Source organism: Paenibacillus sp. P36 (assembly GCF_045866505.1).
Classification (GTDB): domain Bacteria; phylum Bacillota; class Bacilli; order Paenibacillales; family NBRC-103111; genus Paenibacillus_E; species Paenibacillus_E chondroitinus.
This window is the reverse complement of sequence record NZ_AP038372.1, coordinates 4,423,276-4,448,878: the sequence shown is the minus strand read 5'-3', so window position 1 is coordinate 4,448,878 and position 25,603 is coordinate 4,423,276. Positions and strand designations below refer to the sequence as shown.

General features: G+C 39.7%; 26 protein-coding genes. 24 read left to right on the top strand and 2 right to left on the bottom strand.

The genetic code is table 11. The features are described 5' to 3' along the window. The first annotated feature begins 4 nt into the window (after positions 1–4). The 12 genes from ACKTT9_RS19965 to ACKTT9_RS19910 all read left to right on the top strand — a co-directional run bounded on the left by ACKTT9_RS19965 (position 5) and on the right by ACKTT9_RS19910 (position 16,906). Positions 5–1,555: a hypothetical protein gene (locus ACKTT9_RS19965; protein WP_407867266.1), complete on the top strand. Its 1,551-nt coding sequence runs from the start codon at positions 5–7 to the stop codon at positions 1,553–1,555. Continuing rightward, positions 1,555–2,805 (top strand): glycosyltransferase family 2 protein, encoded by a 1,251-nt coding sequence (locus ACKTT9_RS19960; protein WP_407873080.1) that lies wholly within the window; start codon positions 1,555–1,557, stop codon positions 2,803–2,805. Before ACKTT9_RS19965 ends, ACKTT9_RS19960 begins: the two co-directional genes overlap by 1 nt. 26 nt (positions 2,806–2,831) lie before the next feature. Beyond that, a complete protein-coding gene (locus ACKTT9_RS19955) occupies positions 2,832–4,919 on the top strand; it encodes a cellulose biosynthesis cyclic di-GMP-binding regulatory protein BcsB (protein WP_407867265.1) in 2,088 nt (695 codons plus the stop codon). Beyond that, positions 4,916–5,770: a diguanylate cyclase domain-containing protein gene (locus ACKTT9_RS19950; RefSeq protein WP_407867264.1), complete on the top strand. Its 855-nt coding sequence runs from the start codon at positions 4,916–4,918 to the stop codon at positions 5,768–5,770. Before ACKTT9_RS19955 ends, ACKTT9_RS19950 begins: the two co-directional genes overlap by 4 nt. Before the next feature lie 146 nt (positions 5,771–5,916). Further along, positions 5,917–7,368 carry a spore germination protein gene (locus ACKTT9_RS19945; protein ID WP_407867263.1) on the top strand — a complete coding sequence of 484 codons (1,452 nt, stop codon included), beginning with the start codon at positions 5,917–5,919 and terminating at the stop codon, positions 7,366–7,368. A gap of 28 nt (positions 7,369–7,396) precedes the next feature. Continuing rightward, on the top strand, positions 7,397–8,485 hold the full coding sequence (locus ACKTT9_RS19940; RefSeq protein ID WP_407867262.1) for a GerAB/ArcD/ProY family transporter: 1,089 nt from the start codon (positions 7,397–7,399) through the stop codon (positions 8,483–8,485). After that, positions 8,482–9,558: a Ger(x)C family spore germination protein gene (locus tag ACKTT9_RS19935; protein ID WP_407867261.1), complete on the top strand. Its 1,077-nt coding sequence runs from the start codon at positions 8,482–8,484 to the stop codon at positions 9,556–9,558. The genes ACKTT9_RS19940 and ACKTT9_RS19935 overlap by 4 nt, the downstream gene beginning before the upstream one ends. A gap of 119 nt (positions 9,559–9,677) precedes the next feature. Then, positions 9,678–10,946 carry a hypothetical protein gene (locus ACKTT9_RS19930; protein WP_407867260.1) on the top strand — a complete coding sequence of 423 codons (1,269 nt, stop codon included), beginning with the start codon at positions 9,678–9,680 and terminating at the stop codon, positions 10,944–10,946. Positions 10,947–11,212: 266 nt separating this feature from the next. After that, the gene (locus ACKTT9_RS19925; protein WP_407867259.1) at positions 11,213–13,420 is read left to right on the top strand and encodes a hypothetical protein; all 2,208 of its coding nucleotides are present in this window, start codon (positions 11,213–11,215) and stop codon (positions 13,418–13,420) included. An 809-nt stretch (positions 13,421–14,229) separates the two neighbouring features. Then, positions 14,230–15,414: a phospholipase D-like domain-containing protein gene (locus ACKTT9_RS19920; protein WP_407867258.1), complete on the top strand. Its 1,185-nt coding sequence runs from the start codon at positions 14,230–14,232 to the stop codon at positions 15,412–15,414. Positions 15,415–15,703: 289 nt separating this feature from the next. Next, positions 15,704–15,838: a hypothetical protein gene (locus ACKTT9_RS19915; protein WP_407867257.1), complete on the top strand. Its 135-nt coding sequence runs from the start codon at positions 15,704–15,706 to the stop codon at positions 15,836–15,838. Positions 15,839–16,384: 546 nt separating this feature from the next. Beyond that, the gene (locus ACKTT9_RS19910) at positions 16,385–16,906 is read left to right on the top strand and encodes a hypothetical protein (RefSeq protein WP_407867256.1); all 522 of its coding nucleotides are present in this window, start codon (positions 16,385–16,387) and stop codon (positions 16,904–16,906) included. Positions 16,907–17,091: 185 nt separating this feature from the next. Here the strand turns inward: ACKTT9_RS19910 and ACKTT9_RS19905 are convergent, their stop codons facing one another. Then, positions 17,092–17,538, bottom strand: a complete 447-nt coding sequence (locus ACKTT9_RS19905; protein WP_407867255.1) for a hypothetical protein — start codon at positions 17,536–17,538, stop codon at positions 17,092–17,094. Positions 17,539–17,837: 299 nt separating this feature from the next. Here ACKTT9_RS19905 and ACKTT9_RS19900 point away from each other — a divergent pair, with 299 nt between their 5' ends. Beyond that, positions 17,838–18,398, top strand: coding sequence for a hypothetical protein (locus ACKTT9_RS19900; protein WP_407867254.1), 561 nt, complete (start codon positions 17,838–17,840; stop codon positions 18,396–18,398). A gap of 3 nt (positions 18,399–18,401) precedes the next feature. On the opposite strand, the gene ACKTT9_RS19895 is transcribed toward ACKTT9_RS19900, so the two are convergent. Next, entirely contained in the window at positions 18,402–18,545 is a 144-nt protein-coding gene (locus tag ACKTT9_RS19895) for a hypothetical protein (protein ID WP_407867253.1), read from the bottom strand. Between the two features lie 144 nt (positions 18,546–18,689). On the opposite strand from ACKTT9_RS19895, the gene ACKTT9_RS19890 reads away from it, so the two are divergent. From ACKTT9_RS19890 to ACKTT9_RS19840, 11 genes are all read left to right on the top strand, one after another. Then, positions 18,690–19,172 (top strand): hypothetical protein, encoded by a 483-nt coding sequence (locus tag ACKTT9_RS19890; RefSeq protein ID WP_407867252.1) that lies wholly within the window; start codon positions 18,690–18,692, stop codon positions 19,170–19,172. Between the two features lie 208 nt (positions 19,173–19,380). Next, a complete protein-coding gene (locus tag ACKTT9_RS19885) occupies positions 19,381–19,752 on the top strand; it encodes a hypothetical protein (RefSeq protein ID WP_407867251.1) in 372 nt (123 codons plus the stop codon). A 200-nt stretch (positions 19,753–19,952) separates the two neighbouring features. Beyond that, positions 19,953–20,495 carry a hypothetical protein gene (locus tag ACKTT9_RS19880; protein WP_407867250.1) on the top strand — a complete coding sequence of 181 codons (543 nt, stop codon included), beginning with the start codon at positions 19,953–19,955 and terminating at the stop codon, positions 20,493–20,495. A gap of 239 nt (positions 20,496–20,734) precedes the next feature. Beyond that, entirely contained in the window at positions 20,735–21,166 is a 432-nt protein-coding gene (locus ACKTT9_RS19875) for a hypothetical protein (RefSeq protein WP_407867249.1), read from the top strand. Between the two features lie 662 nt (positions 21,167–21,828). Further along, on the top strand, positions 21,829–22,131 hold the full coding sequence (locus ACKTT9_RS19870; protein ID WP_407867248.1) for a hypothetical protein: 303 nt from the start codon (positions 21,829–21,831) through the stop codon (positions 22,129–22,131). 66 nt (positions 22,132–22,197) lie between these two features. Then, entirely contained in the window at positions 22,198–22,398 is a 201-nt protein-coding gene (locus ACKTT9_RS19865; RefSeq protein ID WP_407867247.1) for a hypothetical protein, read from the top strand. A 147-nt stretch (positions 22,399–22,545) separates the two neighbouring features. Further along, a complete protein-coding gene (locus tag ACKTT9_RS19860; protein ID WP_407867246.1) occupies positions 22,546–23,022 on the top strand; it encodes a GNAT family N-acetyltransferase in 477 nt (158 codons plus the stop codon). Positions 23,023–23,174: 152 nt separating this feature from the next. Beyond that, positions 23,175–23,741, top strand: coding sequence for an SMI1/KNR4 family protein (locus ACKTT9_RS19855; protein ID WP_407867245.1), 567 nt, complete (start codon positions 23,175–23,177; stop codon positions 23,739–23,741). A 151-nt stretch (positions 23,742–23,892) separates the two neighbouring features. Then, entirely contained in the window at positions 23,893–24,330 is a 438-nt protein-coding gene (locus ACKTT9_RS19850; RefSeq protein WP_407867244.1) for a hypothetical protein, read from the top strand. 73 nt (positions 24,331–24,403) lie between these two features. Further along, positions 24,404–25,144, top strand: coding sequence for an SDR family NAD(P)-dependent oxidoreductase (locus ACKTT9_RS19845; RefSeq protein WP_407867243.1), 741 nt, complete (start codon positions 24,404–24,406; stop codon positions 25,142–25,144). A 282-nt stretch (positions 25,145–25,426) separates the two neighbouring features. Continuing rightward, entirely contained in the window at positions 25,427–25,588 is a 162-nt protein-coding gene (locus ACKTT9_RS19840) for a hypothetical protein (RefSeq protein ID WP_407867242.1), read from the top strand. Positions 25,589–25,603: the final 15 nt, after the last annotated feature.

The following is a 25,603-nucleotide window of genomic DNA, read 5'->3' as shown; positions in this document are numbered from 1 at the left end:
CGACATGCGAAAAGTATACCTCTTCGTCACACTTCTCGTTATATTATGTACGCTAAGTGTGCCAAGACAAACTTCAGCCGCAGAAAGCGCAAAGGATCCTGTGCTGCTTCTCTATGACAGCAAAGCGCTTAAAACACCGCTGGAAGGAAATGTTGAAGCTCTGCAGCGGCTCTTAGCTGGCTACTCAACACCAGTTACACTGCTGAGCTTAGAGCAATATAAAGAGGGAAAGCTGCACAACTTTAATAAAGTAATCCTCGTACGAAATAAATCAGATGAATTGAATCTTCCTGATGCTTTTTTACAAGATTTGAAAGCTTACTCCGGTAAGTATATGCAAATTGGAAGCGGCCTTCCAGGATCGATTCAGCAAGCACTGCACCTTCAAGAACAGCATACGGTGGATGATACGATCAAATTGAAGATTAGTGATCTGAGCCAAACTTCCATTCCTGTTAGCAACATGGCATGGGTGACCTCGTTTGAAGGAAAATCGTATGGGACAGTGAAATCCTCCAAACATCCATCTGAAGCACCGTACAGTATTGCAAACGGCAACTATGGGTATATCCCGTACTTGTCTAAAGGCAACGTGTCAGAACTGGCAGCTTCCTATGTGTTGAAGGATTGGCTGAAAGTTTCCACGGCTCCGCAGCATTATGTAGTAATTACTGATATTTTTCCATTTTCAAATCTGGAACTCGTGAATGCGATGGCGGATCAACTGTATGAAGCAGGCATTCCTTTTGTAGCCAGTATACAGCCGGTATTTAGTAATTGGGATTACCCGGCGATGCAGCGTTATATGGAGACGCTTAAGCATTTGCAAGCCCGCAATGGCAGCATTATTGTTCAAACGCCGATTGTCGACTCTATAAATTCACCGGATGTGAATAAACTTCGGAATGAATTGGGCTCTTTTCTTGATCATTTAGCAAGCTCAGGGATCATACCGCTTGGCGTCAGTGCTGAGATGTATTGGACTTATGATAAACATTATGCGTCAGATGGACTTTCTTTTTTTGATTCAGGTCTTATTCTTCCTAACAAAGCCGTTCAATACCTGGATCCTTCCGATACCGCCGTGGCGTTCCATTCAACAGCATATACGATTGATGCTAATGTGCTTTCGCGCTATTCGGATGAGGGAAATAGCCTGAATCAGCTGCCGATGAATACGGCCATAGCGTACAGTTTTCCTAACGATCCTTCGAAGCTGGAGACTCTGCTTACGACGTTAACATCTAGCTGGACAACGTATGATGATTATAAAAATGGGGGGCACTCCGTTCAAACGTCAACGAGTAAATTTAGCTCACAGAACGGGCATTTGCTAATCAATGGTCAGGAGATTCTGCTTAATAATCGCATTCAGGATATTGATCCGGCTCATGTCTATGTGCAGCAAGAAGAAAAAAGTTTAAGCGGACTTTTCTCCGTGCAAAATAAAATACTAATTGTTTTAATCGGAACATCGCTTTTCTTATTCGGTCTTTTCCTTATCATCGGACACCGAATGTACAAACGAAAATACATGCAATCGTGGAGACAATGATGACACTTGCCGACATACTAATGCTGATTGCTGTGATATGTATCTGGTCACTCCTGCTGATTAATATCATCCTGATTGTGGCAGGCTATCTGTATTACATGCAGATTGAGAATCAACCGGTTCCTCCGATTAAAGGGGAACCTCCTTTCGTTTCCATCATGGTGCCGGCTCATAATGAAGGCAAAGTGATCACGCAAACCGTTGAATCACTGCTCGCTTTAGATTATCCGCATGATCGCTACGAAATAATTGTGATTAATGACAATTCCTCAGACAATAGCCGAGAACTGCTTGCTAAGCTTCAAGCGAAGTATCCCGAGCGTCAATTGATCGTGTTGAACACGGATGCAGCCACGGGTGGTAAAGGCAAATCCAACGCCTTGAATCTGGGCTTCAAGCTAAGCCGTGGCGAGCTAATCGCCATCTACGATGCAGATAATACCCCGGAAAAGAAAGCGCTGCTTTATCTCGTTGCCGAAATCACGCAGGATCCAGGACTTGGCGCAGTAATCGGCAAATTCCGCACTCGGAATCGAAATGCGAATCTGTTGACACGTTTTATCAATATTGAGACGCTTTCATTCCAATGGATGGCTCAGGCGGGGCGTTGGAAGCTGTTTAAGCTATGTACGATCCCGGGTACAAACTTTCTGATGCGCCGCGAAATCGTTGAACGAATCGGCGGTTGGGACGTGAAGGCGATTGCGGAGGACACGGAAATTTCATTCCGCATTTATTTGATGGGTTACAAAATTAAGTTCCAGCCTAAATCCGTTACCTGGGAGCAGGAGCCTCAGACGGTCAAAGTATGGTTCAAGCAGCGGACAAGGTGGGCGAAAGGGAACATTTACGTCATAGTAAAAAATATCCCGCTGCTGTTCCATCCGGATGCGCGCCGTATACGATTTGATATTTGCTATTTTCTATCTATTTATTTTTTGTTGCTGACCTCGCTTGTCATGTCGGATTTGCTGCTGATTCTACACGCATTGGGCTATGTTAGCACGACCATTGCAAGCTTTAGCTCATTTTTATGGGTACTGGCGATTATTCTCTTTATCGTGGGCACTTTCATTACGCTCGTCACGGAAAAAGGAGAAATGCGGCTCTCTAACTTGTGGATTATTGTTTTAATGTACGTGTCTTACTGCCAAATGTGGATGGTCGTGGCGGCTTACGGCATGTATACCTATTTGAAGGACGTCATTTTTAAGCGAGAAGCAAAATGGTATAAAACCGAACGCTTCTAGGGCAGTAAGGATCGGAGTTGACGACGATGTGGAATCGTAGTGTTGTGAGAGTAGCATTAAGTATTATTCTATTTCTGGGGTTATTTCTACCGACAGTTCATGCAGAGAACGTGTCACCTGCCGCCGGGCAAATGCAAACGCATTTGTCCGATACGTCTTTAACCGGCGGCATTACATATACGCAGCAGTTTTTTCGTGTAGAGAACTATTGGAATGTGACCAGCGTTGACATTCATCTGGATTATCAGCTGTCACAGCTCCTGCAAAATGAACGCTCCTCCGTCACGCTCTATATGAATGGAACGCCGTTTCATTCTTTTCGACCGCAGTTGGGAGAGAAGGTACAGCAGCAACTGGATTTGACCGTGCCGGCTTCAATGATTATTAAAGGCGTCAATACGCTAATGGTACAGGGGCACCTTGAGACGAATGCGCCAACCGTACAGAATGCTTGTCTACCTACCGATAATCGCGATAATTGGCTGCAAATCGCAAAATCCTCAAGAATCGCCGTGAATTATACCAGTGAGCCGATTCAAGACAGTATTCAGGATTTTCAAAGGCATTTTATTGGGCAAGATTCGGTTACCAATGGTCAAATTGCGATAGCTGTTGCACCGGAAAACACGGCTCCTGAGTTGGAGGCGGCGACCTATGCGTTATCTGGCTTAGCTAAAGTAAATCAAGTGACGGATAAACCGATTCCGCTTACGACTTATAGCACCGATCTGACGAAAAACAAGCAAGCACTCATTCTTGTCAGTCTCTATGAGCATTTGCCTGCGGAAGTGAAGGCTGTGATCAAAGAGGGGGACGTGGCACAAAAAGCTGTTCTTCAGCTCCTTAATCTGAATGGGGTCAAAACGCTGGTTATCACGTCGAAGGATGCCACGCTCCTCATAAAGGCCGGTCGGCTGGCAGCCAACCAAACGCTGCTTACGCAAATTAATGTGCCGCAGAAAGAAGTACTGGCTTCCACGGAAGTGGACACGCCGGCTGTCAATGTTAGCCGTACCTTGCCGTTGACGGAGTCCGGAGATAAGCTTGTCGGTGACCGTCACCGGGAAAAAGCGTATTTTATTTCCCTGCCGGGCAATCGTTCCATTGCAGACGGCAGTAAGCTGCGCATCAACTTTCGTTATGCGCGGAATGTCGATTTCGACCGTTCGTTGGTCACGATTCTCGTGAATGATACGCCGATCGGGAGTAAGAGGCTTTCCACAGAGCTCGCCGACGGCGATCATATGGAGCTTACGATTCCGAAATCCCTGAATATTTCAGGGAATTTTACTGTAAAAGCAGCATTCGATCTTGAGCTTAAAAATAATAGCTGTCTTGCCAACGAAGATCAGATGCCATGGGCCTTTGTCGAGAAGGATTCGCTGCTTCAATTGAATACAAAAGACAGAACGGAGCTGTTGTTCAACAACTATCCGTATCCGTTTCTACGTGACGGCAGCTATAACCAAGTGACGGTTGTATTGCCGACGACACGAGATGTGTACATGTATCAAACGTTAACAAATGTATTCAATCTGTTGGGCCGCTATGCGCAGACGAATACGGGCAATGTACAATATTTAGCAGGTAACCTTCAACCTGATCAGCTCAAAGGCCGTCAAATTATTGCGATCGGCAGCTATGAAGACAACGCTGTGATTGCGGCGAACAATGATAAGCTTTATTTCCGCTATGGAGCCGGGGGACAAGGTTTTGTCTCTAACGAAAAACTCAGCATTGAATCCGGATATGGCAAACGAATCGGTTCTTTACAATTGATTGATTCTCCTTATCAAAGCGGTTTTGGCCTTATGGCAGTGACGGGCAGTCGTCCGGAATATGCTTACTTGGCCTCCAAGCTCATCGGCTCGGAAGGCTCGCTATGGCAAGTGTTCGGCGATGGCGCAATCACGGATGCAGATGGCAACGTGCAGGCATATCGCTTTAAGAAAGAAGCTGCTTCAGCGCCATCCACTGCGCTTGATGATGTACTGGCGCGTAAAGATGTTCTCGGCTTTATGGCTGCGGCAGGACTTGTCGCCTTGCTTGTGATCCTCTCGCTGATTTTAATGATTCGTAAATATGCGAAGAAGAAGCGGAGGGATCTGCGATGAGTCGATTACGAAGTAGTATGATCTCGGACGGCGGCTTCCTGCTGTTTTTGCTAGTGTGCTTTGTTAGCATCATTTTCACCGCGGGCAATCCAAATCTGTACCTGCAAAATATTATTTTTCTCAATGTGGCTTTTCTCATTGCCGTTATTACGTACTTTACGAATGTTACGACAGGCTTGATTCTAAACATTCTGTTCATCTTCGGCTATGGGACGTACACCTTGTACCAAACGGTTGTGGCTGGCGGTTTAATCGGGACGCAGAATTATTTTTGGCTCATTGTGACTCCGATCTTTACACTTGCAACTTGGCTCTTGACGCTGGGGAATCGGCAATTGCAGTCGGAGAACGAACAGCTAATCAAAGAAAATCAATCCTTGGCAACCGTCGACTTGAAGACAAGCTTGAAAAATACGCTTTCTTTTCAAGCCGATGCAACCGTATTTATGGCACTTTCCGTCCGGTATCATATTCCCTTAACCCTGATGGTGATCAGCGTGAAGTATTGGGATGAAATTAAACGGATGATTGGCGAAGAACAGGTGATGGAAGCCGTCCTTGATCTATCCAGAATGAGCCAAACGAATATTCGCACGAACGATTCGCTTTATTTACTCAATAAAGAGAATCCGATGTGGGGCATGCTGCTATTTACGGATCGACCAGGGGCATCTATCGTTATCGAGCGTTTGAGAAAGAGTGTTGAAGAACGTAATCGCGGCGAATACGCGGAGAAATACAGGGTGGAACTTGTTTTGAAAATGGGTGCAGTTGAGTACAATGCGGCTGAAATCAATAATCCCCTGGAGTTTATCGTACAAGCGAAAAAACAGTTAGAATATGACGTGTAAATGGAAGGTCTCGGCTGAAAGCTGGGACTTTTCTTTTTTGTGTGATGTGAATTTGATCCATGGAGATCCAAATTCTGAATAATTAACCACTTGATATGAAATAATGAACTCATGAAAATAAATTCTGGAAAATGAGTTGATGTGGCATGAATTCAGTTCCTGAGATCTGGAAAGAACTTAGTGAATCACTGGATTTTGTTTGTTATGAACATAAGACAGGATCCGAACCTTTTTATATTGGTTATCTAAGTTCACTCATTGACGAGCAAATTTTACACCGTGATATTCTTGGATACCTAACCGAGGATTCGAATGTTTCAATAGATGAACTGTACAATCTCATTCCAGTTGCAGAAAAAGAAATTTCATGTACTTCGAAAATCATTCAAAATAATATACTTCAGGGATATGTGGCTGTTCAACTTGGCCTTCAGAATCAACATACGATCTTGGTTAAAGCCTCTCTTTCCAAAGGGCGTAAAGTTACGGAACCCCAGGTTGAATTCACCGTAGAGGGATCGAAAGATGCTTTCGTTGAGTCGTTGGACATCAATCTGAACTTGATCCGCAGACGTATTCCCATTCCCGAGTTACGTGTAAGAGAAATTACGCTAGGTAGCGCATCCAAGGCGAAAGTAGCGGTTTGCTACATAGAAGGAACAACGAATGAACAATATGTAAATACGTGTATACAGCGAATTGAAGATGTAGAATTTGATGTTTTTTCTGATGTTACATTGCTTCAACAAATGATCGAAGACAATTCTAACTCTATTTTTCCTCAAACAGTTGGCACCGAGAGACCGGATTACGTCTCCTGGGCTTTATCATCAGGCCAAGTTTGCATACTCATGGACGGGTCCCCGACAGCCGTATTTGCGCCGGTCAATTTGGGGATATTTTTCATTTCCTATGAAGATTATTTTCTACCTTGGATCATCGGCTCTATATTGCGATTAATCCGTATGACCTCTGTGGTGTTCTCGATCTTTGCCACGCCATTATATGTTGCTGTAATGACATACCACGGACAAGGCATATCCAATATTTTTTTGCCAACGATCATTTCTTCCAGAATTAATGTGCCTTTCCCTCCGGTTGTGGAGGTGATCATTATGGAACTTGTGATTGAACTGTTACGGGAAGCTGGCGCTAGGTTGCCTTCCAAAATCGGACAAACGATTGGAATTGTGGGAGGTATAGTGCTCGGAACAGCTGCCGTTGAAGCTTCAATTACAAGCAACTTTTTATTGATCATCGTAGCATTATCAGCTTTAGCTTCATTCACAACGCCTGTTTTTCGAATGAGTGCCACGATACGTGTCCTTCGTTTTCCGTTTATTATTGCAGCTCAAATATGGGGGATTCTAGGTATATTCATCATCATTCTCTTTGTGATTATTCATTTATTGCGGTTAACGTCCCTTGGAATGCCTTATTTGGTTCCTTTTTATCCCCTTCGAACTTCCGACATGTTCGATTCTGTGATACGTTCCCCTTATAGTAAATTTCATCACAAATTTAGTTTTTTCAGAACATTAAATCCTGTAAGGTTTGATAAGAAAAAAGCAAAGACGAAGAAAGACATCAATGAATGAAAGAATACGTACGGGGAGTGGTAGGCTGTTGAAACCATCAGTAAATGAACGGTTCACCGTTTCGCCGTTTCTGATTTCCATATTGATTCATTCGATGCAGCTCGGTGTCAGCTATCTCTCTATGGCTATCAATCCGATTCAATGGGCTGGTCAAGATACTTGGATATCTGTCCTTCTTTGTGGTCTCAGTATTCATGTTGTTATTTGGATGATGTACGGAATCCTAAACCGGAATGAAACAGATCTTATCAACACTCATCTTCAAATTTTTGGAAAATGGGGCGGTAGTGGACTTAACTTTATTTTTATCGTTTTTTTCCTGTTAGGTTCCATATATCAACTGCGACTATTTATAGAAATTGTCCAAGTATGGGTGTTTCCTGATATCGAAACTTGGTCTCTCGCTTTGATTTTGCTTCTGCTTGTTTACTATTGTGTTGCAGGAGGATTTCGAACAATCGTCGGTATTTCTATGGTTAGTTTAGTGCAGCATCTTCTTATTTTTTCCCTGGTATTTGCAATGCCCTTTTTTCAATTTAACAATTTATTGCCTATGCTGGATCATTCAATTAACAGTATTTTTAAAGCAGCGAAGGAAATGACTTTTCCGTACTTTGGCGTGGAGATGCTTTTATTTATCTATATGTTTATTAAAACACCGCAAAAATCGCAGAAGTGGGCTCATTTAGGCAACATGCTTACAACCATGTTTTATCTCATCATCATTCTTTCATTAGTGTTATTGTTCAAACCACATCAAATATCAACAGAAATTTGGCCCGAGTTATCTAGCTACAAATTTGTACGTTTTCCATTTATTGAACATATTGAGTTTATTGGTGCCGCTTCTTTGATATTCGCTTTATTTCCTGTCATATGTTTAAATCTCTGGGCTTCAGGCCGAATAATGAATATCATGGTCAATGTTAAGCGTTCGACTGTTCTGCCTATGTTTTTAATTATTATCTTTATCGCGGTATGTCTGATTCCAGATCGCAACAGCATTGAGGAAGTTAAAACCATTTTATCAAAAATAGGATTCTACTTGATCTATATCTATATCCCATTTCTATATATTGTCGATATGATCAGAATGAAAGTGAGAAAAGTGGCATGAATCGGTATCTATTCTTGCTATTGGTCACATGTCTCCTGTTAACTGCGTGTGTGAAACAACAGATTATAGACAGAATCACATTATTTATTGTTTGTGCTTTCGATGATGCAACCAACGATCAACTTGAATTTACAATAGCTGCACCTAAAGTTCTATCCAAAAAACCTGACTCCATCTCAAACCAATTGCTCTCGAAGGTTGCTCACACTAGTGTGGATATTAAGGAAATAATGGACTACCAATTAACAAAGCCTATTAATCCGGGAAAGCTTTCCGTGATATTGTTTGGAAAAGATTTGGCGGCAAAAGGGCTGGTCAAGGAAATAGATGTAGCTTTGCGGGACGCTCAAGCCTCACGTCGAATGTTTCTAGCTGTGGTTGATGGAGAAGCAAAAAAAATGCTCCAAGCGAATTTTAGTCCAGATGAGGAAAAAGGGATGTTCTTATTCAATTTGCTTAATTCGAACACGAGAAGTGGATTGCTTCTCAAACAAAATCTCCATGAGTTCGAATATGCTCTTTCGGCCAAAGGAATGGACCCTTTCTTACCGCTCCTTAAATTGGAAAAGGATCAAGTAGTAATCGCTGGTTTAGCTCTATTTAAGGACGATAAATATGTACGTTCCATTAATGAAAAAGAAATGGGACTCATGAAACTACTTAAAAAAAATGCAAATCAAGTAAGTTGTGAAGTAAAGCTGGATGATGGATCTTATGTTACCGTTAGAAGCTCTAGTTCTAAAGTGCACTATAAAGTCAGCAATGATAAAAACAATAAGAATGTGATTATTAATCTTAAGATGAAAGGGGAAATTAATGAATCGAGAAGTGAGTATTCGCCAAGTCAAGATTTGCAGGCTATAAAGAAGGGGCTAGAAAATGAAATTACTACAACCGGCATGCATCTCATTCATTCATTTCAAAAGGATGGAATCGATCCACTCGGATTAGGTGATTTTGTTAGGAGTAGAACGCGAAATTGGAATGAAGAAGCATGGGAAGAAGCCTATCGAACCTTGAACGTTCGCTTGGATGTTGAGGTTACTCTAAAAGAAATGGGCATCAAGAAATAACATATTCTTGCAAAGCGTTCGTATGAAGTCAATGTACTTACTCATACCTTGGGAATAAAAATAAGTTTTACCATTCATACTAATAAAGTACAAATAGATCTTTATCGGGGTATATACACTTGGCACAAGAACAAACCAAACGCTATTCCCATTTGATGCATAGTATTCCATCTAATTCGAGTATTGAATACCCGCTTAATCCGTGGATTCCTCTTTGGTGGTCGGCAGCCTTTCCGGGTTATGGGCATTGTATGGTCAACTATCCTCTGATCGGATATTCGCTCATTATCTTCGAATTCACCGTTAATAACCTCGCAAAAGTAAATAAAGCTATATTTTTCTCAATGTTAGGTGACTTTCAATCTGCCATTGACGTTATAGATCTACGTTTTTTTTATCTCTACATTGGTGTGTACGTATTTACCATGTTTGATTCATACCGCAGATGTGTAGATATGAACAACAATTACGTGTTATCTTATCGGACTACAACTTTGACGAAAACAACGAAGGCATCCTCTTTTTCCGTAAATACCTTGAACAAGGTTAGCCCGATTACATCCACTTATTGGGAAATGATTATGCCTGGTCTCGGTTCCTTGTATTTAAACCATCTAATTTCCTTTTTTTTCAGCATAATCACGTGGGTAATCACGATCGGTTTCTCTAGGTTTTATGTCGGTGTCTACTACACATGCATTGGCAATTTTGAAAAAGTGAAAACTATATTAGACCCACAATGGTACTTGTTTATTCCGTCCATTTACGGAGGATATGTGTATTTTGCTTACTCACAGGCCGTTATTACGAACTTCCAATTTAAGCTCTCTCAATCGCAGTTTTTGCGTTCCGAATATCAACATGCAGCTTTCGACATGCCACTTCCAGTCCTACCAGGGGGAAATACAATGTATATCATTGCCTCTTTCGAGCACTCGACTGCAATCGAACTAGCATTGACCGAACTTGAACAGATTGGTGTTGAGAAATCGGACATGTTTGCATTGCCGCTTCGAGTCCGTAATGAAAAGAAAAAGTTATTTGATAACGCACATTACTCAGACGGAGTTAGCTTTGTCGATCTTGCTACCATCTTAGGGGCCATCTGTATGCTCCTTGGGGGTATATACGGTTTTGTACTTAAACAGGGACCTATTTTATGGGCTCTATACGGATTGGTGTTAGGTGGAGTACTCGGTTTCCTTATCAAGTTCATCGTAATAAAAAAAATGCCTTCCCTAGATCTATTTGGAAGAAGGAAAACAACAGAAATAGTTATGATGATAAGATGTGGTTCGACAAATGATGATCAGATAAAGAAAATATTATGGAACAATCAAGCGCTTGGATTAACGGAGTACGATCCGAACAAAGGTGAGATTGAATGAAAGAATTAAATAAAATATGTCCGGTTAATATCCGCCAAATGTGGCGGTTTTTTTATTTTATCGGAAATAAAAGGACAAAAACATAAACGCATTTTCAGCCTCAATTTGTACGCTCCCTTTTTCGCTTTGCATTTGAAGATGGTGGTATTGGGGTAAGGCGTCGAGGTTCGCTAAGAGGATTTCCAACAACCAGAATAGAAGTATATAGGTACCTATTTTTGGAAAATTCCCAAATCAATCTCAACAGCCTGAAGAAGGGAGTCCGTATGACACGTCCATTGGTACACGCTAATGAATCTCGTGGATCGCGTAAGGAATCAACGAGACCAACAGAGACTCAGACACAACAGCAGCAATCTGAATCTTTTGCTCCGATGATGGGAGATATACGGGGTATAATGGGCTTGCAATCTACGATTGGCAATCGTGCGGTCGCCCAGCTCGTTCGCAATCAAGTACGTCCCCATCCTGCGCAGAATGTTCAGCTGAACGCTGGAACAGGAAGCATGCATGTTCAGCTGATGCCCAAGTTCAAAAGCGAGGAAGAAGCAATCATCTATTTCGAGGATTGGGAAGAAGGCACTGTTTTTAGTGAACATGGTCGTGAAGTGAAGCAATTATTGCAGTTAGCTATCCAAAATGGCTGGGAGGATCTGCAGGAACGGATCGAGTATGCACAAAGCGAAAGTGAAATAGCTGCCATTGAACAATTTAAATCTTGGGACTTATCGAATAGCTCATTATTCGGCGCTGCTATGAAGCTGCTAGAGAAGGCGCAGGATAAAGGCTGGGAACAGCTGGAGGATCTGGTCATCGAATACGTGCGTAAAGTTGAGGATGAGCGCGATGAGCCCCTCACACCATCGGACGGTTTGTTGCAAATACAGCGCGATTTCCTCAAACGGTGGGCAAATAAATCACCAATTCCTATGGATATTTTGAAAAAACTTATGCTTCATGCCGGCGAGTCGGAAAAAGAACTGGCTTGGTTGACGCAACTGCTTGCGCTGCCGATTCCACCTTTAACCATCTCTCAATTCGATCTCATTACACACTATCAAAAGGATTTGGAGGGAAATAACGAAGCATTAAGATGGGTAATCAAAGTAGTAGATGAATCACCTACGTTAAGTGAAGCGCAAGGGATTATCGAATTAGCGAAGGATTTTGATTATAAAATTGAATTTGCATTGGAAGCAGTTGTAGGTTCCGAGTCCTATGCTGAGAGCGTTAGAGAGAAAGAATTTCAAAAGGTTCAGGATAGTTCTAAACGGCAGAAGGAAAAAGTTTCAGCAATCGGTCGCGAGAAGGCGATGAACAATTTAACTAGAAACCAGAAGAAGGATTTAGAGAAACCTTCCAAAAAATCCGAGATAGAAGCTCTTCTAGAAAAAGAAGAGAGGAACTTCACGCAAGGGATATTCGAGCTGATTGATTATAGGGCTCAAGAAGCAGAAGAGCACGTTATTAAGGTTATCGGCCCTGAAGCCTATGCGAAGAGGCGAGATGAATACTTAGCTTTTTTCCAATTGGTGAATTATGACCCTGCTTCCCTTGCTGCCCTAGATTTATGCGGTCATAACTTCAAGACGGCTGAGCAAATCGTTCTAATGGTACAGCAAGCTCCGAATTTGCTGAATTTTATTGCTCATGATGGCGTGAAATTGCAGCATTTTAATCTCTGTACGAGTGAACTTCCGCTTGCCACATTGAACATCTTATTAACGCAACTAACATGTGATGAATTGATTAGCTTCGCAGCCAACGATCTTTGCTTGCAGCTGTTGGAGACGCTGCACACCGATAATGTACCTGCGCTTCATATGAAGCAGCTTGCCTCCAGGCCAGATCGACTTGTCTATTGTGATCCGCAATATGCTGCGGATTACTCGCTACTGATGGTTCACTATACACCAGCTCAGATTAGTCAATTGATAGATTTAACACCCAGTGGCGCGAACACGAAAGTTAACGTTCTTCGTACGCTGCGTCCTAAAGCTGCTGCGGCAGCTGACCTGATTACCTGTTTAACCTTGACGGATCGCATGCGCTGGAATCAGGACATATTGATTCAAGAAATAGGCTCACTGGGAAATGGCAGAACAGCCCTGCAGCTAACAAACTTTATCTATGGGAAAAGGCTCTCTATCTTCAATCGCGATACGAAATTCGATAATTGGGTGAATACGCTTTGCGTACTGATGACGGATCAGGGTTATACGGTAGATGTGGGTGATTCCGACCAGCTCTCTGGCATCAACACCTTCGAACGTGAATGCAAAATCTTTGATAATGGAGGTATGGAACGAGGGCGGTTTGTGGTTCATTATCACCCAGGTGCTGTACAAAGTGTGGAGCATCCATATGGCTCTGGGGCGCATATTAAGCCTTACAGCGGGAATTTAACAACGCCAAGAATCGGAAGAGATTATTTGCAGGATGTTTTGAAAAACGTGATTCCGTCTAAAAAGTAATTGACACTGCAAACATGATCGCGTAAGCTACAAAATTTGTTAAAGGGCTTAATGCTTCAATAAATTGATTTAATTTGTCCATTTAAATTCAAATAAGAAAAGATGTCTGGTGACAAGAACAATATCTCATTAATTGCCGCGTAAATCGCGGCTTTTTTATTTTATGGGATCAAGTTCTTGTCAAAACCCAATGACAAGAACTTGATCCCATTCTCGACGGCTCAGGTCGGAGATTTATTAATTGGCCAGTGGAGAAACTGCCTTTTCTCAACTAACGGGGAGGATAGATAAAATCTTCGTTATTTATTACCTTTGAGGTAAAGAATCATAATAGTTAAAATTAGTAGTCCTATAATTAATATAGGACCGAGACCTGTGACATACACAATGTATATTTTTATATTAAGGATAGCGTTCACAATAAGAACTATTAATAAGGAGATACACAATAAAATGATTAGAGGCATGTTCTTATTTCTACGCAAAACAACCAGCCCCTTTTATAGAAGATTACTTATACAGTAAGAATAAAAAGCCAAGCAATAAAATGGCGTCACCATAATTAATTTATCTGTTATAAAACATTATGCGAATCGCATCTTGTACTATTATGGAAAGGATACAATGTTTTTTCTTCAACTTAAATTACCACTCCCTGGTGAGATGATGATAGGCTAAAATGAGCTCTTTGACCCAAAATGTTTTTTCAAATGCCACCTTCGTTTGTGATTATCTGAGACCGCGATATTTTAGACTGTATAAAAATGCCCATCCCGGATAATAGTAATCACAAAAAAGGAGAATTTTGTGTGAGAAATGTATTATTTGCACCTTTATTATTATTTTTACTCATAGGATGGGTTTATCTAGACATTGAAAAAGGCGTAAAAGAAGCTGATGCGGCAAAACAAAGTTCTTTCCACTATGCCGATTTTCAGATGTATAACGCGGGACAGGATTTGTATGATTCGCTTTTTTCCGATATTCAAAAAGCGAAAGAGTACATTTATATTCATTTTTTTATCATTCGGAATGATGAAATTAGTAATAAATTTCTTGCTTTATTGGAGGATAAGGCAAAACTAGGGGTCGATGTTAAGTTATCGACAGATCGAATGGGAAGCTTTCTGTTTAAGAAATCGACGCGAGAAGGATTACGAAAAGCTGGGGTGCAATTTACGTTTAGCGGAAAGCCTACGTTTCCACATTTCTTCTATACTTTACAAAATCGGAATCATCGCCGGATTACTGTGATTGACGGGACGACCGCATATATTGGCGGTTTTAATATGGGAAAGGAACATTTAGATCAAGATAAGCGAGTGGGCCATTGGGAGGATTATCACTTTCGTATCAGTGGTGACGGCGCTCAAGAAATGGAAAGACAATTTTTGCTTGATTGGAAAAATAACACGGGTGACAGTTTTCCTGTTCATACCAGCTCCTCAATAAATGGAAATACGTGTTATGATTATTTATTTACGGACGGGAAAGGATTGGCTGAGCGATATCAAGACTGGATAATGAAGGCAAGTCATTCGATCGTGATTGCATCACCTTATTTTATACCTGGAAAGAAAATGGTGGATGAGCTGCTTGAGGCAAGAAAACGAGGTGTTGCTATCAAAATTTTAGTTCCGCTTAATAGTAATTTCCCTATGATAAAACAAGCTGCATACCCGTACTTAAGAGAACTCTTGAAACATGGGGCGGAAATTTATTTATATCAGAACGGATTTTTTCATGGAAAGGTGTTGAGCATTGATGGAAAGTATGTGATGACGGGCACCCCGAATTTTGATACTCGCACCTTTTATCTTAATAAGGAATCGGTATGCTCGATTTATGATGGACCGATAATAGCTGAGATCCAGAAAAAGTTACAGGATGAATTTCGGATGTCAAAGCGTATTTCTGATACTTATTTTGATGATTTGAATATATGGGAACGATTTTTGGAGAGAACGATTTCAATCGTTTCATTTTATCTCTAGCGATTTTATTATTGAGGGGAGAAGTTTATTTAAACAATTAATTCATACATCTGATAATTTAGTTTATCATCTTCAAATTATAGGAGTATTACAAAATGTATTGGTAAAGAGGAGCCAGACATCGAAGAGGAAAGAGGATTTGGCTTCGGACCATCAAAGCTAGTTTTCAATGGAAGGTTAAAATAAGAGGAGATAGAAGGTATCCAGTCATTCCTCGTTGGAAATTATGGAGGATGAACAGTTTTTACCTTCCACATGGAGCTCTCACTGAGGTACCATTGGAGTATGAGTGTATGAAGAGTCAATTCAAGTATTAAAATATGGTGCTGCTGTAATCGGCGAGTGGAAGGACTGGATGTATGGCTTCACGGAGAAGACAGAGGCCAATTTACCGCCGAATACCGGTAGTGTTCTCTATCTATAAATAAAGAAATAATACAGTCCTTATGCGAGGAAATGGAAATGACCTTCAGTTGGCTTTGTAAAATATCATGTTTCTCTAGAGAGTATAGTTATGAGAAATACTAAAGAACTCATTTTTATGATCAATTCGGTGGAACAAACATTATCCTACCTTGATACTTATTGAGATTGAATGGAATGAAAATCAGCACGCTTCAACTTGGAGCTGCTGGTTTTTTTATGAGAAAAATGGCAGTGAATATAGTCCGATTAATATCCGCCAAAATGGCAGCTTTTTTATTTTATCGGAACATATTCTTGTCATTTCTCGATATCAAGAATATGTTCCGATTGCCGATCTAGGCCGAGAATATAGTCCGATTGCCGATAAGACCCAAATATATACTTTTGGGCATTCAGCTAACGGGCAGATTTGTTTAAAAATGGTAGGTACTTCTCACTCCTTAAAATAGTCTGTTAGTGACTGGCGGAATAACAGCACTGTGGTAATATTTAGTACATTGTTATGCTATATTTTGTAAGAGATTCCACAGACAAGAGGTGTACGGTGGTCGAAGAACTAAAAAAAGAAATTATTAATGAATTAATCCGTTTGATTCCGAAGGCTGTATCAGAGATTGATAAACCTCATAATGATAAGGTATGCTTTATCGCCCTTTATAGAGATGATTACGACCCATTAGTTAGCCTAATACAATTAGGATTGGTAAAGTATCGCCAAGAATGCTTTGAAAGTTCAGGGTTTTCTTTTAATTCAGGAGAACAGCCTGCTAAGTATCAGAATGACCTAATAGACGAAAAATTGAAAGAAAAAGAAAAACTATTAATTTCCATGTTGAACCCAGATGATTATTACGGTGAGTGGTGGAAGCAAACAGAACAGATTATGTTTGAAGTATCCATGAGACTAAACGAATATGAATGGAATGAAATCTTGCACATATCGGATGATTTTATTGTCTTTGTAGATTGGGAAGCATGGGAGGGCGACTTGTCAGTAAGCGTTCCAAAAGAGAAAATTGAGAACCTCATCAAAAAGGGACTGTACGATGAGAAATTTATTAAGTAAAGTGATGAATAGATGGATTCATTGAATTAACGGATAACGATAGTGCAACACCAAAACGGCTGCCGCAGGGCAGCCGTTTTGTATTACCGGGTAGCTTAATGTGAAATTATTTGTATTACACATTAGCGGAACCACGTTACGCTTTTCTAGTTCCAAGCTTTAGGCCAAGGCATTTAATCGTTAGTTTATTCACTTCTGGTATGAGCGAGTTTGAGCGTTAAGCTTTGTGCCCATTTTAGGAATAGAGCGCCTACGACCAAATATCTGAAGTATGCATAGTAATTAATTTTATAACGATAAGTATAGTTTTGAGCCTCATTCTCAACCTTACTATGAAGTTCTTTCAATTTTTCTGCTGAAACCGTCCCTTTACTCGTTTCTTCACGAATCAAGCTGTCCCACTTTTCACTATCAGCTGTGGTGATCGCCTTTATCTTAACCTTTTCTGTTAAGCCAATTGAAGTCGAAAACTCCTTCAACAAAACAAAAGGATTAGCGAATACTAAGAAACTTAAGAATAAAACATATAGCAGTATAATCGTACTAAAAACTTTAGCTATTTTTGTGATCATCGGGATCATCCATTTCTTTACTTTTTTTGGATAATCTAATTGTAGCTTGGATTCGAGCATAACCACAGTTCCAAATTACCTATTACTAAGAATATTTTTCTTCATAATAACCGTACTTCCTTAATGATTATGCCACCAGTGAGATAATTAAGAGGTCGAAACTAGTTAATCCAGTACAACCAATTTGTTGCTTATGTTACGAAGACTGAAAATCGAAAAGCCCTAGTCGTTAGTCCAGTAAGTAGAAAAATCAATGAAACAATGAAGAACAAGGCAGCAATAACTCTTCGTCATTAATCTAACGGGAGGTTAGTTCCAATATGTGTTAAAATAAATTGAGCTGCGGGGGAGGGGAAAAAATGGGGATGGATGTAACGGCTTACTTAGGCCATAGCTTATCTTCAGATGATATTCATTTATTATGTAACGCTCTAAATTCAAGATCATTAAATCACGTCGATGAATTCATTACTCACTTTCTCCCATATAATCCTGAGGATGTGGGAAAACCTTGGAGGGTCCACGATGGGATTGGTGGCACTTTGGGAATAGATGGACCTTGCGGAATCGACCTTACCTTCTCAGAGAAGGTTTGTTATTTTCATCATTATATTAGGTGGAGAAGTTTTCTCCGAGACAAGGAGATTCAGCTCTATATTCGGAAACTTACGTTAGATTTAACCAATTATTTTACAACAAATTATGCTATTTATGTACCAGACAATGGCTCAAAAGAGTCTGGAAATCTAGATTTTATTTGGGAAGATGAAAATAAAGATATCGATTATATAAAGAATTGGCTTCATGAAAGTTGTGGAACACCAAAAGAAAAGATTATTGATATTTATAAACAATATGAAAATTACTGGGAATCCGATGGATACTATATAGATTATTTCAGTGATCTTAAGCAGAATTAATCGTTAAGCAAACGGAAACGTTAGTTGATAAAAAGACACCCGCGGCAGCTGGCCATGATCGGCTACCGTTTCCACGCTAACGGGCAGGAAATCAGAAATGGACGGATAGAGAATGAGGAAAATTAATAAGTATCGAGGACTAAACATGTATTGCCCACTCTACTACCCAGTAAAAGATAAAGATCAAAGTATCGTTCTTCGGAATGAATACTGTTTGTTCGTACAAAAGCCCCAGATATAGAACAAGTCTTAGAAAACTATCAATATGAATGAAAATGAGTAGGTGTGAAAATGGAGAGAATTTTTAAGCTTAAAAACTATATCAAACTGGATAAAGGTGAAATAGATAAAGATTTCTTTGAAGCATACCTGAGAAATAGTGACAACATGTCTTCTGAGGAGTATGAACCAGAGAAATGGTGGTCAATTATCATTAATCTAAATCCAGAAGAAGTGACCTCCCTGATACTAGAACTCCAGTTACTTGTATATGCACGTTGTAATACTTTATCTTTAACCTCACATCAAGAACTTTCTGATATTAAATTAGAACTGAACTTGAATAAAAATGATGATGAAAAATACTCATGTGTTTATGCTAAAGACTCTATTAATCGTGTATTTCTATCTCTGAATGAGTTGGAGTACTTATTATGTTTTTTACTAGAGTATTACCGTGACGGTTCAACAGTAGTTGATCATATAGATATTAACCTAGTAGATTATTTACATATTATGGGTAGTGATGGGACACTAACAATAAAAATAAAATAATGGAATTACATTTAAATAGACGTGACGAATGCTTGCCTCCCGACCATAGGTGGGCTTTTTAATTCAACTAACGGTGAACGTTTGTTCAATAAGAAATCAAGACGATGCTGGCGGCATGAATCGGCAGCCTCGTTAAAGTAACTGGCAGGAGAGTCTCATCATCTAAACGAATATTTCAAATATTAATATATAAGAACGGGGTTGATTTATGGATGTGATTGATAATTATATCGGAAGTTGGATGGACTATGTCGGACATATATTAATAATAAAAAAGATAGATGATATCGAGGTTAGAGTTGACTTTTATCCTATTTTAGGAAGTAAACCTCTTAATCGAGATCTATTAGGGAGAACGTCATTATCTATTAATATGAAAGGAGTTTTACAAGAACACGGACTACAAATTGAGTTAGGTGAGGAGGGATTAGGACCAACCCTTGAAATAAAACTAACAAAAGAAAATAATCATAAATTTTTAGAACCCAGTGTGGTTATGGGTCTATATGATGATTATGAGGATGATTTCGGTGTTCCATGGGTATTTCCATTATCTTACTATAAGAAGATTGAGGATTGAACTAACGGGATACGTTTGTTCAATAAACGCACCAGTGGGAGGCAGCCAGCATGATCGGCGGCCTTCATTATGTTAACGGGAGATTTGTTTAACTGTACCTCGGTTTATTTATATTAACTTATGGTATTATTTAGGTCAAAACGCTTGGATTAAACAAAAAAAGATACTATAATGAGATACTACAAAGGAGAAAATTTTTAATGGAAGCAATATTGTATTCCTATATGCAGGGGTTATTGGAGAAATATGAAGAGTTGAAAATACCAAACAAATTTTCTTTACAGGAAGTTGATAATTTATTAAAGAAAAAGTATATGGCAATTGAACTTGATAAAATGGAATTTGAGGATTTAAAAGGTGACGTACATGTTCAATACAATAAAATAACTAAGTGTTATGCAATTCAAAATGAAGAAGTACTTAATAGCTTATATAGCGCTAAAGAAAAGGTAGACCACTTTATTATGATTGAGTTTTTAAGAAAGCAGAATTTTAATAATGATGACTCTGATAGTAAACGTCAAGAAATGTCGCTGGAAGTTAACCAAGGAAAAAGAATAAACGTAATTCTAGAAAGCGAAAATCAGTACATAAGCGGTTTTACACTTCAAGGAAGAAGTAATAAATTATTAAATGAGCTTGTTGTATTTAAGGGAATAGATTCAGATAAATGCAATCTAGAAAATCAAGAGTTTCTTTATTACATTCAGGCTTTGTTAGAGTCAGGCTATATCAAATTATAATGAATAGTTTAATCACCAGAGCTACTATTTCGTTGGTAACCCGTTATTAAACTATCGGGAGACGATAGTTCAATCAATGATATTAAAAAGGAAGCCAGCCCAGTGGATTGGATGCCATTTCTCAAGTAATGGGAGTTATCATTAATAAGATTATGTTGAAATACGGTTGTGAGCTGATTTGGCGAAGTATGATTTTAATGAGGGTAAAGAAATGTCCTCAAAATTATGGAGGGAGTTACTTGGTTGAAGAATGGTCAAAATGGAAACCTGAGAAAATGGATGTACTCCCGGCAGCAACCTATTTAAAACGCCTTACTCGAGATGACGATTTACTTTTAATTTCTTTTGAAACAGAAGAAGAAGGTAAATTGGTTAATGTGACGTTTAATAAATTTGTCTTTTCTTATCGGTCAACTGATGAGGGGAACCGTTTAAAATTACTTGTAGATCTAAATATTAAGTATGGCGAGGATTTTTACAAGGACTGGCGCTTCTTTAAAATTAAAAATTCTCCGTACATCCGGTGGCTTCATGAAGAAAATTGTGGGATCTACCGGGAAGAGGACATATATCATTTCGTTTTTGTGACAAATATGGAACTAATAGAGGTCCTGGCAACTTATGATCCGGAAGTGAAAATCGTAGAGTTGCATTCAGAGATAGAGAAATAAAATTAAGCTCAACCATGTGCTGTCGCACGGTGGTTTTTTAGTTGAACAAACGGGACAGGTAGTTCAATAAGATACGAAGAAGAGGCTGCCGGCATTTATCGGCAGCCTTTTTGAACTAAAGGGCAGTCATAGCTTAATTATAAGTGTTTTTTACAACCTAGAGACTAGCGATAGATGGTAAACTAATTGTAGTAACCTTCGTACCTAAGGGAAAAAAGATTAAGTATTCAAAAGGAGTGCAGTACAACGTATAAATCATTCCAAAACAAAACCTAAATCAGCTGTTAGCTTCGTCTACAGAGTAGCATAATTCAGCTCGCATGAACTCCATCCGCTTTGTTTGCTGTACACATTTTCCTTGTTTGCACATAAAAATAAACGGCATAGGGCTTACCCCATGCCCGATCCGATAAACGGCAGATCTTTTGCGAGAAAGGAGATTGTGAACGTGGCAAATGAAATGGTGTACATCACTGTTATAGACGAACTCTTAAATACTATACCTTAACTAAAGCCAATCTACGCTGAGATTACGGATATGTGGCTCGATGACTACCTACCATACGCGGTCTTTGGTTCGGTGATCGTTCCAACAATGGAAGAACGCAAAACCCCGTTTTAAAACGGATTTGATTTTATAGATACATAGGGAGTTATTAAAGATGGAAGTTTTGAAAGAAAAAGCATACGTATATCTGTTTTATTGTGTTCTTTTAGATATTCGGAGTGCTTCTTATACTCATCGTATTAGATGGTGGAAACCTTCATCATGGATACAGGCTAAAATTGATTTGCAAGAAATAAACAATATTGCTGATGTATTTCATAACTTACCTGACTTGCTTGTTAACCGCCCAAATGAATTTGATGAAAAATGGTTTTGGGATTACTTAAAACAGCGACTTCCAGAGAGATATGAATTCTATTTTCTTGTTTTCACCGAAAAGTTAAACGAAAAAGCATGAGTTCATTAATCTAAACGGGAAACTTTAGTTCAATCAAGGCTACTGATTATAAGGGGAGATAATCAAATGGGATGGAAACCAGATTCCTCTAAACCGCTATTAAATCGGATTATGTTTTTGTTTGTAGATATTAAATGCAGTATTAATCACGTTCGTGAACAATGTTTACAGCTGAGTTATACTTCGGAGGAAATCGAAAAAGCTATAATAGAGGCATTAGAAAACCTCTCATTCACACCACCTGAAGATTACCCTGAACAGACGTAATTGAGCTAACGAGGAACGATAGTTGAGGAGCTTGCATCGCTTCAGTGTTTTTTTTTGCTTCAGAAGTAGATATTTGTCTAAATTTTCGTATGCGAGTTGTTGGTATAAATGCTTGAATTTCAATAAAGGTACAGAGGGGAATCCTGCATGATTACGCTCAGAAAAATCACTTTGGAAAATAGGCGTGCCATGTTTAACTTGGAAGTTTCAGACGACCAAAGGCATTTTGTAGCGTCTAATCTGTCCAGCGTTGCTTCTTGTTATGTTCTTTTAACCAATGGGGGACATCCATTCCCATTTGTCATTTTCGCGGATGAGCAGCCCGTCGGGTTCGTTATGTTGGCTTATGGAATTACTGGATACGAAGAGCCTTCACTCGCAGAAGATAACTATTGCATAATGCGACTAATGATTGACAAGCAATACCAAAATCGGGGTTATGGTAGAGAATCTATAGAAAAAATCTTGGAATTTATCCGCACCTTCCCAGCAGGGAAAGCACAATACTGTTGGATCCCTTATAGATCCGATAACGTCGTTGCCAAAAGGCTTTATGAAAGTTTCGGCTTCCGTGACAACGGTGAAGTTTTTAACAACGAATCAATAACTGTATTGCGACTCTGACTTGCAGTCAAATCATTAAGCGAATTCAAAAGAAGATTAAGCTAACGTAAGAACGATATTCAATTAAATAAAAGGTCCACTTAACCATTTTTAAAGACTCAACTATGAGGGAATTGAAAAATCGGAGAAAATCAATAGGAGATGAAGGAACAATGAAATTATTATGGGAAAGACTAGAGCAGTGGCTTAAAGATCATGCGCCTGAAATATTAGATGACTTAAATCCTGGAGCAAGTGAGTCGGAGATTTTAGCTCTAGAGACTAATCTGGGATTTAAATTACCAGATGACGTGAAAGAATCGTTGAGTATTCACAACGGACAATCGGGTAAGTCAAAATGGCTTGTTGCGGGCTGGGAGTTGCTATCCACAAAACGGATCCTGGAGGAATGGGAAGTTTGGAAAGATCTTTATGACAGTGAATCATTCATAGACTATGATGTAGATCCACAAGGAGATATAGCTAATGTTTGGTGGCAACCTGCATGGATACCATTAACATATAACGGTTGTGGTGATCATCATTGTCTTGATTTAGCACCAGTGAACAGAGGCAGAAATGGTCAAATAATAAGTATGTGGCATGACTCGGATGAAAGAAAAGTATTAGCAGAGGGTTTTAAGCAATGGTTCGGTCATCTTGTCCAAACATTTGAATCAAACGATGCAGAATATGTTTTTAAAAGCGGCGACTTCAAATTTGATGCAATTGAAGATTAAACTAACGCAGAACGTTAGTTACATACACAACGAACATTAAGCTGCCGGAATGTTCGGCGGCCTTCATTACGTTAACGGGAGGATAGTTTTAACTAACGGCGTATTATTACGAATATAGTTGGTAAAAATTTAAGAAAGTATAGGAGTATGCATGAAATTTCTAATAATCTGGAATGCCTTTTTTAAGGTTAAGAATGAGGAAAAAGCTGTTCGCCTTATTAATCAGATTGAAAATAGAACAGGTCACTCAATTGTGTCGAAACAATTTGTAAGATCTATGAGGGAGCCATCACTTTTAGGAGCAACGTTTGTAAGTAAATTAAAAGACGATATGACAATGGAGGCAGCTGTTTTCGAAACACTTCAGATAATTAATTTGCTTGGTACTGCCTGGACCGTCTATAGTCCTTCAATAACTAATGATCCTGAGAATCCATTTGAGATTCTGCTTTCTTTTGAAGGCTTTCAAAACAAGCCAACATTTACAGGTCTCGCGTGGGTTCAATTCCAATTAGAAACGGACACGAAACACGAATATGGATGGGAGTATACAAGTGCTTATGGGACTAATTTTGTAAATCAGTTATAATAATTTACTTAAAGAAATTAATTAAAAAGTTATAATATGTTTGTATCAAATAAAAAACGAAAAGGAGCTCACTATGAAAGCACTCGTCACTGGCGCAAATAAAGGAATCGGTTTTGAAATCGCTCGAAGTCTTGGTAAGCGTGGTTATGACATTCTCGTTGGAGCGCGTGATGAAGCCCGTGGGCAGGCAGCAGTCGAAAAACTTGCTGCAGAAGACATATCAGCAACGTTCATCAAGATTGATTTGAATAATCTTGAAAGTTTGCACACAGCGGCTAAAATGGTTGATTCGCTCGATATTTTGGTCAATAATGCTGGAATTCCTGATAGTGTCAAGCCTGGGCGCGCGGCGCTCGACCTCGCAAAACGCACATTTGACTATACTACAGAGGATTTACGTACGACGATGGAAACGAATTTTCTCGGCACACATGAGCTCATCAAAAGTCTGCTGTCATCTCTGACAGACAACGCGAAAATCGTCAATATCACCGTTCCGATTTCGCCAACCGACTTTTGGCACCCACTCGCTTACATTAGTAGCAAAGCAGCACTCAACGTGATGACACTGACTTACGCTTATGAGTTTGAAAAAATGGGCAGCCATCGCCAGATTTTCGGTATCATGCCTGGCGCAGTCGCAACCGACTTGAACGGCATGGAAGTTGGTGCGCATGGCGGATTCGTCAAGTCTCCCGAAGCCGCTGGGCAGATAAGTACCGACATTATCCTGTCTGATAAGAATCAAAATGGCCAAATTATTCAGTACGATGGAAAGATTGTTACAGATTATGAGATTCAGCTGAGAGGCTAGAAACACCAAGCACTGTCAGAGGTACTACTTCGACTGACACTTTAGTTACGTAGGGCTAGCTTAATGATTTACACAGCCTCTCGAATAGGACAAAACTTCGTTTCAATCGTCACGTTCGAGTACTAATAGAATAGAAATCCCTGTTCACTTCTGGTGAATAGGGATTTTTTCATATATTTTCCTGAAATTCGATTGACACAAGCAGAAAACTGTGGGAATATTTTCTTGCGGCAACATTTAGAACGATGTTCATAATAACGAACAAAGTGGATGATCCTACAGATGAAACTAGCTCGATTTACGATTTCCGGCGAAGGAATATCCAAGCCAGCAATTCCAGACATGCCGATCCTGTTTCTCAAACCGTTGACCACGGTAGTCGGTCTGGAAGACCCGATGCTGCTGCCCTTGGGAACAGATGTGATTAAGTTAATAGCAAAATAAAAAAATGATAAGGTG